Origin of the sequence: Bradyrhizobium murdochi (genome assembly GCF_000472965.1) — a bacterium.
Taxonomy (GTDB): domain Bacteria; phylum Pseudomonadota; class Alphaproteobacteria; order Rhizobiales; family Xanthobacteraceae; genus Bradyrhizobium; species Bradyrhizobium murdochi.
This window is the reverse complement of sequence record NZ_AXAU01000011.1, coordinates 83,736-99,777: the sequence shown is the minus strand read 5'-3', so window position 1 is coordinate 99,777 and position 16,042 is coordinate 83,736. Positions and strand designations below refer to the sequence as shown.

At 62.2% G+C, this 16,042-nt stretch carries 8 protein-coding genes and 1 pseudogene; 7 read left to right on the top strand and 2 right to left on the bottom strand.

The window, feature by feature from the left end:
- Positions 1 to 40 precede the first annotated feature (40 nt).
- From rpoB to YUO_RS0121095, 5 genes are all read left to right on the top strand, one after another.
- Positions 41 to 4,159 (top strand): DNA-directed RNA polymerase subunit beta, encoded by a 4,119-nt coding sequence (rpoB, locus tag YUO_RS0121115; protein ID WP_028349066.1) that lies wholly within the window; start codon positions 41 to 43, stop codon positions 4,157 to 4,159.
- Between the two features lie 152 nt (positions 4,160 to 4,311).
- Positions 4,312 to 8,511, top strand: coding sequence for a DNA-directed RNA polymerase subunit beta' (gene rpoC / locus YUO_RS0121110; RefSeq protein ID WP_028349065.1), 4,200 nt, complete (start codon positions 4,312 to 4,314; stop codon positions 8,509 to 8,511).
- A 151-nt stretch (positions 8,512 to 8,662) separates the two neighbouring features.
- On the top strand, positions 8,663 to 9,760 hold the full coding sequence (locus YUO_RS41295) for a helix-turn-helix transcriptional regulator (protein WP_035727207.1): 1,098 nt from the start codon (positions 8,663 to 8,665) through the stop codon (positions 9,758 to 9,760).
- A 246-nt stretch (positions 9,761 to 10,006) separates the two neighbouring features.
- Complete coding sequence (locus tag YUO_RS0121100; RefSeq protein WP_028349064.1) at positions 10,007 to 12,061, top strand: FAD-dependent oxidoreductase; 2,055 nt, start codon at positions 10,007 to 10,009, stop codon at positions 12,059 to 12,061.
- Positions 12,062 to 12,222: 161 nt separating this feature from the next.
- Entirely contained in the window at positions 12,223 to 14,256 is a 2,034-nt protein-coding gene (locus YUO_RS0121095; RefSeq protein ID WP_028349063.1) for an ABC transporter ATP-binding protein, read from the top strand.
- A gap of 12 nt (positions 14,257 to 14,268) precedes the next feature.
- On the opposite strand, the pseudogene YUO_RS44870 reads toward YUO_RS0121095, so the two are convergent.
- Both YUO_RS44870 and YUO_RS47830 read right to left on the bottom strand, forming a co-directional pair.
- Positions 14,269 to 14,427: pseudogene (locus tag YUO_RS44870) on the bottom strand (FAD-dependent monooxygenase); the annotation flags it as partial.
- A gap of 12 nt (positions 14,428 to 14,439) precedes the next feature.
- Positions 14,440 to 14,643: a hypothetical protein gene (locus YUO_RS47830; protein ID WP_235782779.1), complete on the bottom strand. Its 204-nt coding sequence runs from the start codon at positions 14,641 to 14,643 to the stop codon at positions 14,440 to 14,442.
- A gap of 525 nt (positions 14,644 to 15,168) precedes the next feature.
- Between YUO_RS47830 and rpsL the strand changes: the two genes are divergently transcribed.
- Together rpsL and rpsG are read left to right on the top strand one after the other, a co-directional pair.
- Positions 15,169 to 15,540: a 30S ribosomal protein S12 gene (gene rpsL / locus YUO_RS0121080; RefSeq protein WP_028349062.1), complete on the top strand. Its 372-nt coding sequence runs from the start codon at positions 15,169 to 15,171 to the stop codon at positions 15,538 to 15,540.
- Positions 15,541 to 15,555: 15 nt separating this feature from the next.
- Positions 15,556 to 16,026, top strand: a complete 471-nt coding sequence (rpsG, locus tag YUO_RS0121075; RefSeq protein WP_028349061.1) for a 30S ribosomal protein S7 — start codon at positions 15,556 to 15,558, stop codon at positions 16,024 to 16,026.
- Positions 16,027 to 16,042: the final 16 nt, after the last annotated feature.

Genomic DNA, 16,042 nt, shown 5'->3' with positions numbered 1-16,042 from the left:
GAAGGTTCGCCTACTAAGGCGACGAAAATGAGAGGCCACGATGGCGCAGCAGACATTCACCGGTCGCAAACGGGTCCGCAAGTTCTTCGGACACATCAAGGAAGTCGCCGAGATGCCGAACCTGATTGAGGTTCAGAAGGCGTCTTACGACCAGTTCCTGATGGTCGATGAACCTCCGGGCGGCCGGCTGGACGAGGGCCTGCAGGCGGTGTTCCGCTCGGTGTTCCCGATCTCGGATTTCTCCGGCACCTCGATGCTGGAATTCGTCCGCTACGAATTCGAGCCGCCGAAATACGACGTCGATGAGTGCCGCCAGCGCGGCATGACCTATGCTGCGCCGCTGAAGGTGACGCTGCGCCTGATCGTGTTCGATATCGATGAGGAAACCGGCGCCAAGTCGGTCAAGGACATCAAGGAGCAGGACGTCTACATGGGCGACATCCCGCTCATGACCATGAACGGCACCTTCGTCGTCAACGGCACCGAGCGCGTCATCGTCTCGCAGATGCATCGGTCGCCCGGCGTGTTCTTCGACCACGACAAGGGCAAGACCCATTCGTCCGGCAAGCTGTTGTTTGCCGCGCGCGTGATTCCGTATCGCGGTTCCTGGCTCGACATCGAGTTCGACGCCAAGGACATCGTGTTCGCGCGCATCGACCGCCGCCGCAAGATCCCTGTGACCTCGCTGATGTACGCGCTCGGTCTCGACGGGGAACAGATCCTTTCGACCTTCTACAAGAAGATCAATTACAAGCGCGCCAAGGACGGCTGGCGCGTGCCGTTCGACGTCACCCGTTTCCGCGGCTACTCGACCATCAACGACCTGATCGACGCCGACACCGGCAAGGTGGTGCTCGAGGCCGGCAAGAAGCTGACCGTGCGCGCGGCGCGCCAGTTGCAGGAAAAGGGCCTGAAGGCCCTGCGCCTGTCGGATGAAGAGCTGATCGGCAATTATCTCGCCGAGGATCTCGTCAATCCGAAGACCGGTGAAATCTATGCCGAGGCCGGCGAGGAGCTCACCGAGAAGTCGCTGAAGGCGCTGAACGAGCAGGGCTACAAGGAATTGCCGCTGCTCGACATCGACCACGTCAATGTCGGTGCCTACATCCGCAACACGCTGCATGCCGACAAGAACATGACGCGTGAAGACGCGCTGTTCGACATCTACCGCGTGATGCGTCCGGGCGAGCCGCCGACGATCGATTCGGCCCAGACCATGTTCCAGTCGCTGTTCTTCGACGCCGAGCGTTACGACCTCTCCGCGGTCGGCCGCGTCAAGATGAACATGCGCCTCGAACTCGATGCGCCCGACACCCACCGCACGCTGCGCAAGGAAGACATCCTGGCGGTCATCAAGACGCTGGTCGACCTGCGCGACGGCAAGGGCGAGATCGACGACATCGACCATCTCGGTAACCGCCGTGTGCGTTCGGTCGGCGAGTTGATGGAGAACCAGTACCGCATCGGTCTCCTTCGTATGGAGCGTGCGATCAAGGAGCGCATGTCCAGCGTCGACATCGACACCGTAATGCCGCAGGACCTGATCAACGCCAAGCCGGCGGCTGCCGCGGTGCGCGAGTTCTTCGGCTCGTCGCAGCTCTCGCAGTTCATGGACCAGACCAACCCGCTGTCGGAGATCACCCACAAGCGTCGTCTCTCGGCGCTTGGACCGGGCGGTCTGACCCGCGAGCGCGCCGGCTTCGAGGTGCGCGACGTGCATCCGACGCATTACGGCCGCATCTGCCCGATCGAGACGCCGGAAGGCCCGAACATCGGCCTGATCAACTCGCTGGCGACGTTCGCGCGCGTCAACAAGTACGGCTTCGTCGAAACGCCCTACCGCAAGGTGAAGGACGGGCGCGTCACTGACGAGGTCGTGTATCTCTCGGCGATGGAGGAGGGCCGTTATCGCGTGGCGCAGGCCAACGTGCCGCTCGATGCCAAGGGTCGCTTCACCGAAGACCTGATCGTCTGCCGTCACGCCGGCGAAGTGCTGCCGATCACGCCGGACAAGGTCGACTATATGGACGTGTCGCCGAAGCAGCTCGTCTCTGTTGCCGCGGCGCTGATCCCGTTCCTCGAGAACGACGACGCCAACCGCGCGCTGATGGGTTCGAACATGCAGCGCCAGGCGGTGCCGCTGGTTCGCGCCGAGGCGCCGTTTGTCGGTACCGGCATGGAAGGTGTAGTGGCCCGTGACTCCGGTGCTGCGATCGCCGCCCGCCGTTCCGGCGTGGTCGACCAGATCGACGCCACCCGCGTCGTGATCCGCGCCACCGAAGATCTCGATCCGACCAAGTCGGGCGTCGATATCTACCGGCTGATGAAGTACCAGCGCTCCAACCAGTCGACCTGCATCAACCAGCGTCCGCTGGTGAAGGTCGGCGACATCGTCAAGAAGGGCGACATCATCGCTGATGGTCCCTCGACCGATCTTGGCGAGCTCGCGCTCGGCCGCAACGTGCTGGTCGCGTTCATGCCGTGGAATGGCTACAACTTCGAAGACTCGATCCTGCTCTCCGAGCGGATCGTGAAGGACGACGTCTTCACCTCGATCCACATCGAGGAGTTCGAGGTGATGGCCCGCGACACCAAGCTCGGACCTGAGGAAATCACCCGCGACATTCCGAACGTTTCGGAAGAAGCGCTGAAAAACCTCGACGAAGCCGGCATCGTCTATATCGGCGCCGAAGTCCGCGCCGGCGACATCCTGGTCGGTAAGATCACGCCGAAGGGCGAAAGCCCGATGACACCGGAAGAAAAGCTTTTGCGCGCCATCTTCGGCGAAAAGGCTTCCGACGTCCGCGACACCTCGCTGCGCGTGCCTCCGGGCGTGCAGGGCACGATCGTGGAAGTGCGTGTGTTCAACCGCCACGGCGTCGACAAGGACGAGCGCGCGCTGGCGATCGAGCGGGAAGAGATCGAGCGTCTGGCCAAGGACCGCGACGACGAGCAGGCGATCCTTGACCGTAACGTCTACGGCCGCCTCGCCGAGCTCCTTGAAAACCGCCAGGGCATCGCGGGTCCGAAGGGCTTCAAGAAGGACACCAAGATCACGCGCGCCGTGCTCGAGGAGTATCCGAAGTCGCAGTGGTGGATGTTTGCATCACCGAACGACAAGCTGATGGCCGAAATCGAGGCGATGCGGAAGCAGTACGACGAATCGAAGAAGGGCCTTGAACAGCGCTTCCTCGACAAGGTCGAAAAGCTGCAGCGTGGCGACGAGTTGCCGCCCGGCGTGATGAAGATGGTCAAGGTCTTCGTCGCGGTGAAGCGCAAAATCCAACCCGGCGACAAGATGGCCGGCCGCCACGGCAACAAGGGCGTGGTGTCCAAGATCGTTCCGATCGAGGACATGCCGTTCCTCGAGGACGGTACGCACGCGGATATCGTGCTCAATCCGCTCGGCGTGCCCTCGCGCATGAACGTCGGCCAGATCCTGGAGACGCATCTCGGTTGGGCCTGCGCCGGCCTCGGCAAACGCATCGGCCAGACCATCGACGGCTATTATCAGAAGCAGGATCTCAAGCCGCTGCGCGAGACCCTGAAGAAGATCTATGGCGACGATGAAACCATCAAGACGCTGAACGACAACGAGCTGATGGAGCTGGGTCGCAATCTGAGCCACGGCGTGCCGATCGCGACGCCGGTGTTCGACGGCGCCAAGGAAGCCGACATCGAGGAGATGCTGAAGCTCGCGGGCTTCGACGCCTCCGGCCAGTCGACCGTCTATGACGGCCGCACCGGCGATGCCTTCGATCGCAAGGTGACGGTGGGCTACATCTACATGCTCAAGCTGCACCATCTGGTCGACGACAAGATCCACGCGCGTTCGATCGGTCCGTACTCGCTCGTCACCCAGCAGCCGCTGGGCGGCAAGGCGCAGTTCGGCGGCCAGCGTTTCGGCGAAATGGAGGTGTGGGCGCTGGAAGCCTACGGCGCGGCCTACACGCTGCAGGAAATGCTGACCGTGAAATCGGACGACGTCGCCGGCCGTACCAAGGTGTACGAGGCGATCGTGCGCGGCGACGACACATTCGAGGCGGGTATCCCGGAATCGTTCAACGTGCTGGTTAAGGAAATGCGCTCGCTCGGCCTCAACGTCGACCTGCACAATTCCAAGATGGGACCGGCGCCGACGTCCGAGGCGGCTGAGTAACGCTTGAGATTCCATGTTCGGCCCAAAGCGCGAGGCAAGCTTCGCGCAAAAGGGCCGGACATTCGCGCTCCTCTCGGACGTTGAGTGGGGCGCGCACCAGATAAGAGTTTCGAATTTGCTGCCGGTGACGACCGGCACGCGAGGAGAAGACGATGAACCAAGAAATTATGAATCTCTTCAATCCGACGACCCCGGCCCAGGTCTTCGACCAGATCCGGATCTCGATTGCGTCCCCGGAGAAGATTCTGTCCTGGTCCTACGGCGAGATCAAAAAGCCGGAGACCATCAACTACCGGACCTTCAAGCCGGAGCGCGACGGCCTGTTCTGCGCCCGCATCTTCGGGCCGATCAAGGATTACGAGTGCTTGTGCGGCAAGTACAAGCGGATGAAGTACAAGGGCATCATCTGCGAAAAGTGCTCGGTCGAAGTGACGCTGTCGCGCGTCCGGCGCGAGCGCATGGGCCATATCGAACTGGCGGCACCTGTTGCCCACATCTGGTTCCTGAAGTCGCTGCCGTCGCGCATCGGCCTTCTGCTCGACATGACGCTGAAGGATCTCGAGCGGATCCTGTACTTCGAATACTACGTCGTGCTGGAGCCGGGCCTGACCGCGCTCAAGGACCGTCAGCTCCTGTCGGAAGACGAGTACCTGAAGGCGCAGGACGAATACGGCCAGGATTCGTTCACCGCCATGATCGGCGCGGAAGCGATCCGCGAGCTGTTGAAGGGTCTTGAGCTCGAAAAGCTCGAGCAGTCCCTGCGCGCGGAGATGCAGGAGACTGAATCCGACATCAAGCACAAGAAGCTCGCCAAGCGCCTGAAGATCGTCGAAGCGTTCCGCTATTCCGGCAACAAGCCGGAGTGGATGATCCTGACCGTGGTGCCGGTGATCCCGCCGGACCTGCGTCCGCTGGTGCCGCTCGACGGCGGCCGCTTCGCGACCTCGGACCTTAACGACCTCTACCGCCGCGTCATCAACCGCAACAACCGCTTGAAGCGGCTGATGGAGCTGCGCGCGCCCGACATCATCATCCGCAACGAAAAGCGCATGCTGCAGGAGGCCGTCGACGCGCTGTTCGACAACGGCCGCCGCGGCCGCGTCATCACCGGCGCCAATAAGCGCCCGCTGAAGTCGCTGGCCGACATGCTCAAGGGCAAGCAGGGCCGCTTCCGGCAGAACCTGCTCGGCAAGCGCGTCGACTATTCGGGCCGTTCGGTGATCGTGGTCGGTCCCGAGCTGCGGCTGCATCAGTGCGGCCTGCCGAAGAAGATGGCGCTCGAACTGTTCAAGCCGTTCATCTATTCGCGGCTCGACGCCAAGGGTCTGTCCACCACCGTGAAGCAGGCGAAGAAGCTGGTCGAAAAGGAGCGTCCCGAGGTCTGGGATATCCTCGACGAGGTGATCCGCGAGCATCCGGTGCTGCTCAACCGCGCGCCGACGCTGCACCGCCTCGGCATCCAGGCGTTCGAGCCGGTGTTGATCGAAGGCAAGGCGATCCAGCTCCACCCGCTGGTTTGCGCGGCGTTCAACGCCGACTTCGACGGCGACCAGATGGCCGTGCACGTTCCGCTGTCGCTGGAAGCGCAGTTGGAAGCGCGCGTCCTGATGATGTCGACCAACAACATCCTGCATCCGGCGAACGGTCAGCCGATCATCGTGCCGTCGCAGGACATCGTGCTCGGCCTCTATTATCTCTCGATCATGCGTGAAGGCCTGCCCGGCGAGGGCAAGATCTTCGGCGACATGGCCGAGCTCGAGCACGCCCTGCATTCGAAGGTCATCCACCTCCACACCAAGATCAAGTACCGGTGGGAGGGCACCGACGAGAGCGGCAAGACCACCAAGCGCTGGATCGAGACCACCGCGGGCCGCGTCATGCTCGGCAACGTGCTGCCGAAAAACCCGCGGATTTCGTACGACATCATCAACAAGCTGATGACCAAGCGCGAAATCTCCGGCGTGATCGACCAGGTCTACCGCCACTGCGGTCAGAAGGAGACCGTGATCTTCTGCGACCGCATCATGGCGCTCGGCTTCTACAATGCGTTCAAGGCCGGCATCTCCTTCGGCAAGGACGACATGGTCGTGCCGCACAGCAAGTGGAAGATCGTCGACACCACCCGTACGCTGGCGAAGGATTTCGAGCAGCAGTACAACGACGGCCTGATCACCCATGGCGAGAAGTACAACAAGGTGGTCGACGCCTGGTCGAAGGCGACCGAAGAAATCGCCAAGGAGATGATGAAGGAAATCTCCTCGACCAAGAAGACGCCGAAGGGCGCCGACGCCGACATCAACTCGATCTACATGATGGCGCATTCGGGCGCGCGCGGTTCGCCGGCCCAGATGCGTCAGCTCGCCGGTATGCGCGGCCTGATGGCGAAGCCGTCGGGTGAGATCATCGAGACGCCGATCATTTCCAACTTCAAGGAAGGTCTGTCGGTGCTCGAATACTTCAACTCGACCCACGGCGCCCGCAAGGGTCTTGCGGACACCGCGTTGAAGACCGCGAACTCCGGTTACCTGACCCGCCGCCTGGTCGACGTCGCGCAGGACTGCATCATCACGCAGGACGATTGCGGCACCAAGCTCGGCATCAAGATGCGCGCCATCGTCGATGCTGGCACGGTGGTCGCTTCGCTGGCCTCGCGTATTCTCGGCCGCGTCGCGGGCGAGGATCTGCGCGATCCCGCGACCAACAAGGTCGTGGTCAAGCGCGGTACGCTGATGGAAGAGTCGCATGTCGACGCCATCCAGCAGGCCGGCATCCAGGAGGTGAAGATCCGCTCGGCGCTGACCTGCGAACTCGTCAACGGCATCTGCGGCAAGTGCTACGGCCGCGATCTGGCCCGCGGCACGCCGGTCAACCACGGCGAGGCGGTCGGCGTTATCGCCGCCCAGTCGATCGGTGAACCGGGCACGCAGCTCACGATGCGCACGTTCCACATCGGCGGCGCGGCGCAGATCAACGAGCAGTCGTTCGTCGAATCGAACTTCGAGGGCAAGGTCACCATCAAGAACAAGTCCATCGCCCGAAACAGCGAAGGTCACTTGATCGCGATGGTTCGCAACATGGTCGTTGCGATCGTCGATGCCGACGGAACCGAGCGTGCGACCCACCGCATTCAGTACGGTGCGCGCATGCACGTCGACGAGGGCGACATGGTCAAGCGCGGCCAGCGCATCGCGGAGTGGGATCCGTACACCCGTCCGGTTCTTACCGAAGTCGAGGGCACCATCGGGTTCGAGGACCTCGTCGAGGGCCAGTCGATCTCGGAAACGCTCGACGAATCCACCGGTATCGCCAAGCGCGTCGTCATCGACTGGCGTGCGTCGCGCGGTGGTGCCGACCTGCGTCCGGCTATCGTGGTCAAGGGCAAGGACGGCAAGGTGCTCAAGCTGCCGCGCGGCGGCGATGCCCGCTACATGCTGTCGGTCGACGCCATCCTGTCGGTGGATACCGGCGCGAAGGTCAAGTCCGGCGACATCCTGGCGCGTATCTCGACCGAAAGCGCCAAGACCCGCGACATCACCGGCGGTCTGCCGCGGGTGGCCGAATTGTTCGAGGCCCGCAAGCCGAAGGACGCGGCGATCATCGCGGAAATCGCCGGCACGATCCGTTTCGGCCGCGACTACAAGAACAAGCGCCGCATCTCGATCGAGCCGATGGACAAGACCGAGGAGCCGCGCGAGTACCTGATCCCGAAGGGCAAGCACATCCATCTGCAGGACGGCGACATCGTCGAAAAGGGCGATTTCATCGTCGAAGGCAATCCGGCGCCGCACGACATCCTGGCGATCAAGGGCATCGAGGAACTCGCTGCCTATCTGGTCAACGAAATCCAGGAGGTCTACCGGCTGCAGGGCGTGCTCATCAACGACAAGCACATCGAGGTGATTGTCCGTCAGATGCTGCAGAAGGTCGAGATCACCGACCAGGGCGACACCGACATGATCTCGGGCGAGCAGGTCGACAAGATCGAGTTCGACGCGCTCAACCTGAAGGCAAAGGAAGAGGGCAAGAAGCCCGCCACGGGAACGCCGGTTCTGCTCGGCATCACCAAGGCGAGCCTGCAGACCCGCTCGTTCTTCTCGGCGGCCTCGTTCCAGGAAACCACCCGCGTGCTCACCGAAGCCGCCGTCAACGGCAAGGTGGATCCGCTGGAAGGCCTCAAGGAAAACGTCATTGTCGGCCGGCTGATCCCGGCGGGCACCGGCGCCTCGATGGCCAAGATCCGCGAAGTCGCCGTCAAGCGCGACAAGCTGATCCTGGACGAACGCGAGAAGCAGGCGGCCATCGTGCCGAGCGCTCCGGAAGCCGAACCGCTGGCGCTGCCGCCGGCGGAGTAAGGGTTCCGCAAGGGTCAGATCAACAAAAAGCCGGCTGTGAAGCCGGCTTTCTTTTTTCAGCGGCGTGACCCGTGCTTCACCCATAAGGGTGATACGTGCTACCAAGTCGCGGCGCGCTGTCCGGTCATGTTGACGGTCCTTTCGATTCCCCATGAACGCATCAATTGATCCAGAACGTCTAATCGACCGCATCTATGAGGCCGGGCTCATTCCCTCTCTTTGGCCAGCCCTGCTTGGTGAGCTCGGTGCGGCCATCGGCGGCAATGGCGGCTTTCTCTTTGGCGTGCGGGACGGATACACGAGCGCGGTCAATTCTGTCGAATATGACCAGCTCATGCCGGTTTTCTTGAAAGACGGATGGAGCGAACGCGATCCGACTCTGCCGCGCGCCATTGCCCTCAATCATGCAGGCTTCGTCACTGACTATGATCTCCTCTCGGAGGAGGAGATTGCGACCAACGACGTCTATTGCAACTTTTACCGCAAACACGGCCTTGGTTATCGCGCCGGGACGCTCATTCCGATGCCGAGCGGCGATTCAATCGCGATCGTGATGCCGCGGCATCAGGATCATGGCCCGGTGCCGCGCGAAGTCGTCGCCTTGCTGGATGGATTGCGGCCCCATCTGGCCCGGTCTTCGCTTGCGGCAAACCGCATCGGCTTCGAGCGCGCCCGAGCGCAGGCTGACGCGTTGCAGGTGCTTGGCCTGCCGGGCGCGGTGTTGCGCGGGCGCGGCCAGGTGTTCGCCGCAAACGGTCTGTTCGAAGCGCTGGTCCCTTCGCTGTTTCAGGATCGTATCGAGCGCGTCACGATGACGGATGTCACGGCGGACGCGCTGCTTGCGGAAGCGCTCGGTCCGCGGTCTCTTGCTGATGGTCGGACCGTCAAGTCGATACCGGTCGCTGCGACGGCAGACCGCGTGCCGATGGTGCTACATGTCATCCCCGTGCGCGGCGATGCGCGCGATATCTTCACCCAGGCCACCGCACTATTGGTGGTGACGCCGGTCGATCGCGCCGTGGTGCCGACGGCGGAAATCCTGCAAGGCTTGTTCGACCTGACGCCGGCGGAGGCGCGCGTGGCGCGTGGCATCGGCCAGGCTGTCACCATCGATGCGCTTGCGGACGCAACCGGCGTCAATCGGGAGACGGTGCGCAGCCAGCTCAAGGCCGTGCTATCGAAGACCGGTCTGTCACGCCAGCAGGAGCTTGTCAGCCTGCTCGCCGGCAAGGCGTTCCGTGGGAGTTAGACAACCGCGCCGTGTAGCTCCGGAGGCGTAACGGCCGGCTGTCCCGCGGGCAGAATGAGACCCCGCAAGAATACGGTGCGAAGACAAAAGGCCGGCGCAAGGCGGCCTTTTTGCTGCTTTCTTTCTTTGTTGCGGTGCGAGGACCTGCTTTGTTCATCTTCCCTTCAGAGTGAAAAGGGCCTTTGGTAATTCAGTTTAGACCGGCGCCTCCTGGGGAGGGGGCGGCGGAGGGGCGACGGAACTTACATGTTGGATCTTGCAATCGTTGGGGGCGGCCCAGGCGGCTTGATGAGCGCCTGGTACTTGAAGAAAAAGCTTGGCGATCTCTGCCGCGTCACGATTTACGAGGCTTCCGACCGGGTCGGGGGCAAGATCGTCTCGCGCAAATTCGATTCCGCGCCGGCGATGTATGAGGCGGGCGTCGCCGAAATCTACGATTATTCGATGACCGGCCCGGACCCTTTACGGGAGCTGATCCAGCATTTCGGATTGCAGACGATTCCGATGGACGCCGAGCAGGTGCACCTCGACGGCGTGCTGCTCAACGACGTGCCGGGCATGCGCCGCAAGTATGGCGAGAAGACCGCGGCTGCGATCGAGGCGTTCCGCAAGCGCTGCGCCGATTTGGTGTCGCCGATCGAATATTACGAGGGCGTCGGCGCCCACGACAACGAGCATCCCTGGGCCTACATGACCTGCGAGGAAGTGCTCGACAAGGAAGTCGACGATCCCACGGCGAAACGCTTCTTCAAGGTGATGGCACGCTCGGATATCGCAACCGAGGCCCACAACACCAACGGCCTCAATGCGCTGAAGAACTTCGTGATGGATATCGACGGCTATATCGGCCTGTACTCGATCCAGAACGGCAATGAGCAGTTGATCGAATGCCTGCGCTCGGAAGTCGACGCTGACATCCAGCTCAATCACCGCGTGCTGAAAGTCGGAAAAACTGCTTCGGGCCGCTATCAGCTCAACATGATGAACGGGAAGGGGCCCGAGACACGGGATTTCGATCTGGTCTTGATGTGTCTGCCGCATTCCTGGCTCGCCACCATGGGCTGGGACGGCGAGGAATTGCGCAAGTCGATGGTCAAGCACATCGCCTATTTCGACCGTCCGGCGCATTACTTGCGGATCTCGATCCTGTTCGACGAACCGTTCTGGGGCGAGAAGATCCCGGGCGCCTGGTTCATGTCGGAAGCGTTCGGCGGCTGCTGCGTCTACAACGAGGGCGCCCGCCACGACGTCGGCAGGCACGGCGTGCTCAACTGGCTGATCGCGGGCTCGGACGCACTGGCATTTGCCAATCTCAGCGACCAGGAACTGATCGATGCTGCCATCAAGTCGCTGCCGGCTTCGTTCGGCAACGCCCGCGATCATTTCCTGGAAGGCAAGATTCACCGCTGGCTATCGTCGGTGAACGCGCTGCCCGGCGGCTTGCCGGTGCGCGACGTCATGACCAACCATCGCCCGGAGCCGAAGCAGCATCCGGGAATCGTGGTGGTCGGCGACTATCTTTTCGATTCGACGCTGAACGGGCTGCTCGATTCCTCCGATGCCGCCACCGACATCATTCTAACTGAGATGATGCGGTTGCGCCGCGCGCGTGCGCAACAGGGCGAGGTATCGCCCGACAAGATCGACCGCAGCTATTTCGAGAATTACCGTGGGCTGGGCCCCTACAGCGAAGTCTGGAGCCAATTTACCGATCCGGCCTATCTGACGGACTTGATCAAGATCGTCTGGAGCAGGACCAAGGGTTACAAGCTCCTGGTCGCCGGCTCCGCCAGCGGGGAATTGGTCGGCGCGCTGCGCGAGCGCGGCATCGATGCCTGGGGTATCGAGAACAACCGGGCGATCCACGCCAAGACGCCGACGGCGCTGAAGAAGTTCAACAAGCTCGGCTCGATCGTCGACATGCCGTTCAAGGACGACGAGTTCGATTTCGTGTTCGAGACCAGTCTGTGTCATGTCGCCGAAAGGCAGGTCCCGCGCGCGGTGCGCGAACTGAACCGCGTCGTGAAGACCGGCCTGGTGTTCGGGTCGGTGACGTCGGACATGGCCCCTGCACTGATCGACCGTTACGATCTGTTGCGCGGCGTGAAGAAGCTCGGCACTTGGTGGGAATGGTCTGAATTATTCTTCGGCAACGGATTCGACCTCTCGATGCACCGGCGCGACTGCACCGATGCGGTATGGGCAGCGACGCTGGCTGCCAACAAGGGGCCGGGGCAGTGGTATGCCGACGCCGACAGCCTGCGCTATTCGTTTTTTGACAAGGTCGAATCAGACGATTGAGCATCGACTGGTTGTATTGAGCGTGGCCGTTCCGCTGAAGCAGGGCCGGGCACGCCAATGTTTGCCGAATTGATCCCGATCGCATAGAATCCGTGTGGTAGCGCCCGCCGCTGCCGCGTTCGATTTGCGGTCATGCCGGCCGTGCAGCATCGGTTGGTTTCATGGCGCCCAAGCCTCCGTCCTCGGATGATCAGAATCCCGCGCCGGCGGACGATCCCGAGCTCGTGAAGAAGCTCGCGGCCGGGGCTGCCGCTGCGGCCGTTGCCGGTGGTAAGGCGGCCGGCATCCCACCCGACGCTGACAAGGACGACGAAGAGGACGAGATCGAGCTCGACGACGATGATGATGACGAGGACCTCGTCGTTTTCACCGCCAAGGAAGCCGCCGGCGCGCTGGCGACCATCTACGGCTTCGTCAAGCCGTATCTGGGCAATTACAGGAAGCTGCTCGTCTTCGTGACTTTCGGCGTTCTCGTCGAGACACTGTTCAACGTCATCATGCCGTTGAGCCTGAAGTTCCTGATCGACGATGCGCTGGGCGAAGAGGATTTTCAGGCGCTCTACAAGATTCTCGGCGTGCTCGCGGTCGCCGGTATCATCACCTCGATCATCGCGGTCTGGTACGAGCGCTGGGATGCGCGGCTGGCAGCGTGCGTCATTGCCGATGTGCGGACGCGGCTGTTCGAGCACGTCCAGAACCTGCCGGCGTCGTATTTTGCCCGTACTAAGCGCGGCGAAATCCTCTCGCGCTTCTCGATCGACCTCGCGGCCTTTGAGGGCTCGGTTAAGACGTTCGCCAACAGTGCCGCTTTGCCGTTCCTGGAACTGGTCGCCGGCATCATCCTGATGCTGTTTTTGAACTGGCAGCTCGCGGCGGTCGCCCTCCTGGTATTCCCGATCACGCTGATCGGGCCGCGAATCCTGACGCCGAAGGCGGTGCAGGCGAATTACGAGCAGAAGCTCAATGAAGCGGCCCTGCTCGGCACGGTGCAGGAAAACGTGGCTGCGCAGGCCGTGATCAAGGCGTTCAGCCTGCAGCGCCGCACGCTCGGCTGGTTCACCATGCGCAACCAGGATGTGCGCATCAAGACGGCGTCCGCCGTGTTCCTGTCGACCATGGTGGAGCGCACCGTCACCATTTCGGTGCTGCTGCTGCATCTCGTGGTGCTGGCGATCGGCGCTTATCTCGCCACCAAGGGCCAGATCACCATCGGCACCTTCGTCACCTTCGAGAGCGCGTTCTGGGAGGTGTCCTACAACATCGCCCATTTGATGCATTTCATCCCGGTGTCGATCCAGTCGGCGGCGGCCGTGCGGCACATCCAGGAACTGCTGGATGAGCCGACCCGCGGCGCCGACCGGCCGGGCGCACCGGATTTGCCGCCGATCACCAACGACATCACCTTCGACCGCGTCACCTTTGCCTACGAAGGCAGCGAGACGCCGGTGCTCGACAATTTCAGCCTCAAGCTCGATGTCGGCAAGCGCATCGCGATCGTGGGGCCGAGCGGCTCGGGCAAGAGCACACTGCTCAACCTGATCCTGCGTCTGTACGCGCCGGACGAGGGGCGGGTGGCGATCGACGGCGTCGATATCCGCCGCGTGACCCGCGAGTCGCTGCGCGGAGGCATGGCCGTCGTGTTCCAGGAGAACATGCTGTTCAACATGTCGATCCGCGAGAACATCCGGCTTGGCAAGGAAGGCGCCACCGACAAGGAGGTTGAGGAAGCCGCGCGCAAGGCCGAGATTCACCGCTACATCATGAGCCTGCCGCAGAAATACGATACGCCGGTCGGCGAGCGCGGCGACACGCTATCCGGCGGCCAGCGCCAGCGCATCGCGATCGCGCGCGCCATCATCCGCAATCCCTCGCTGCTGCTGCTCGATGAAGCGACCTCGGCGCTCGACCAGACCACGGAAGCCGCGATCAACCGCACGCTGATGAAGGTGGCAGAGGGGCGCACCATGATCTGGTCGACCCACCGCCTGACGTCGGTGGTCGAGATGGACGAGATCATCGTGATTTCAGGCGGCAAGGCGATCGAGCGCGGCCCGCATGCGCAGTTGCTTGCGGCCAACGGCGTCTATCGCAAGCTGTGGGACGACCAGGGCCACACGCCGTATAACGCCGCCGCCCAGGCCGACGTCGACAACGAAGACGACGACGACGATGATGAGGACGACGACGAGGAGTGAGCAGGGCGGTTAGCCGAATCGCGCGATCCGGGTTTCGCCGTGATGGGTGGCCGAGCGCAGCACCGAATCGGCGATTCCGGTCTGGTAGAAGCGGCCGAGCGGTTCGTCGCCGCTGATTTTTTCGACGCGGAAGTCGAATGGATAGACCTGATGCCCCGCGCGCCCGAGCATGGCGGCCGCGGTCTAACCGGCGAGGCCGCCGCCGATGATCGCAATATCGGTGTGTCTCACGAAGAATTCCGAGCCTTGTTGCGCAAGTTTTGCACCCGGAAAGGCAAATAAAGGCTTGGCCGGGAAAAAATGGAACCGGGGAATCATGTTTCGGGCTGTATTTACCCGGGTAAAATATGCGACTCGATCCACTCCAAAGAGGGCAGGCATCGCCAATTCGGCTTTTCCGATTTCGCGGCAAACGCCGAATCCACAGGCCCCATAGGCGTTTCCAGCGTTCTCGTTTTGCTTGACTTAGCTATCCACCGCTTATAGAAGACGCCCACTTAACGACAGGCGGTGAGCTACGCCAGCGTCGGAACGGATCACCCTTTCAAGTCCTTATGGGCAATTCCTAAAGGTACTGGACGGGCACCACCCTCGACGAATGCCGCTCAAACGCTGTCGATCATATAGCTAGGCAATGCCAGGACGATTTTAGTTCTCTTGAGCACGTCCTCTTGAGAGTGAACTCGGGTGCATGATCTCGGTAGCGGGCCGGACAGCGAGCGCTGATCGGCCTTAATTCGCGATCCTCTGTGGCGTCGAAGCGCTTTCCGCTCAGCGATGGGTGGTTGGCGCGATTTCGTTTTGCGCGAATGTTTTTTTCGCGTGAGGCGGGCCGAACGGAACGGCTAGTTCCGAGAAGAATTTACGAAAGCCAGTCCAGGTTTTCGCGTGAACTAAAGGGTGAAGGCTGACATGCCGACGATCAACCAACTGATCGCAAATCCGCGTATGGTGCAGAAGTCGCGCAAGAAGGTGCCGGCGTTGCAGCAGTCGCCGCAGAAGCGCGGCGTTTGCACGCGCGTCTACACCACGACCCCGAAGAAGCCGAACTCGGCGCTTCGTAAGGTCGCCAAGGTGCGCCTGACCAACGGCTTCGAAGTGATCGGCTACATCCCGGGTGAGGGCCATAACCTTCAGGAGCACTCGGTGGTCATGATCCGCGGCGGTCGCGTCAAGGACTTGCCCGGCGTGCGCTACCACATCCTCCGCGGCGTCCTCGATACCCAGGGCGTCAAGAACCGTAAGCAGCGTCGTTCGAAGTACGGCGCGAAGCGTCCGAAATAAGCGGGAACAGACACGATGTCTCGTCGCCATTCTGCCGAAAAGCGTGAAGTCAACCCGGATCCGAAGTTCGGGAACATCATCATTACGAAGTTCATGAACTCGATCATGTACGACGGCAAGAAGTCCGCCGCCGAAAACATCGTCTATGGCGCGCTCGCCATGATCGAGGCCAAGACCAAGCAGGGGCCGCTCACGGTGTTCGAGCAGGCGCTGGAAAACGTCATGCCGACCATCGAAGTGCGGTCGCGCCGCGTCGGTGGCGCCACCTACCAAGTGCCGGTAGAAGTGCGTTCGGTCCGCCGCCAGGCGCTGGGCATTCGCTGGCTGATCACGGCCGCGCGCGAGCGCAACGAAAAGACGATGACGGAGCGGCTCTCGGCCGAGTTGCTCGACGCGTCGAACAACCGGGGAAACGCCGTCAAGAAGCGTGAAGACGTGCACCGGATGGCGGAAGCCAACCGCGCCTTCTCGCATTATCGCTGGTAACGGCGAAGAACGGATT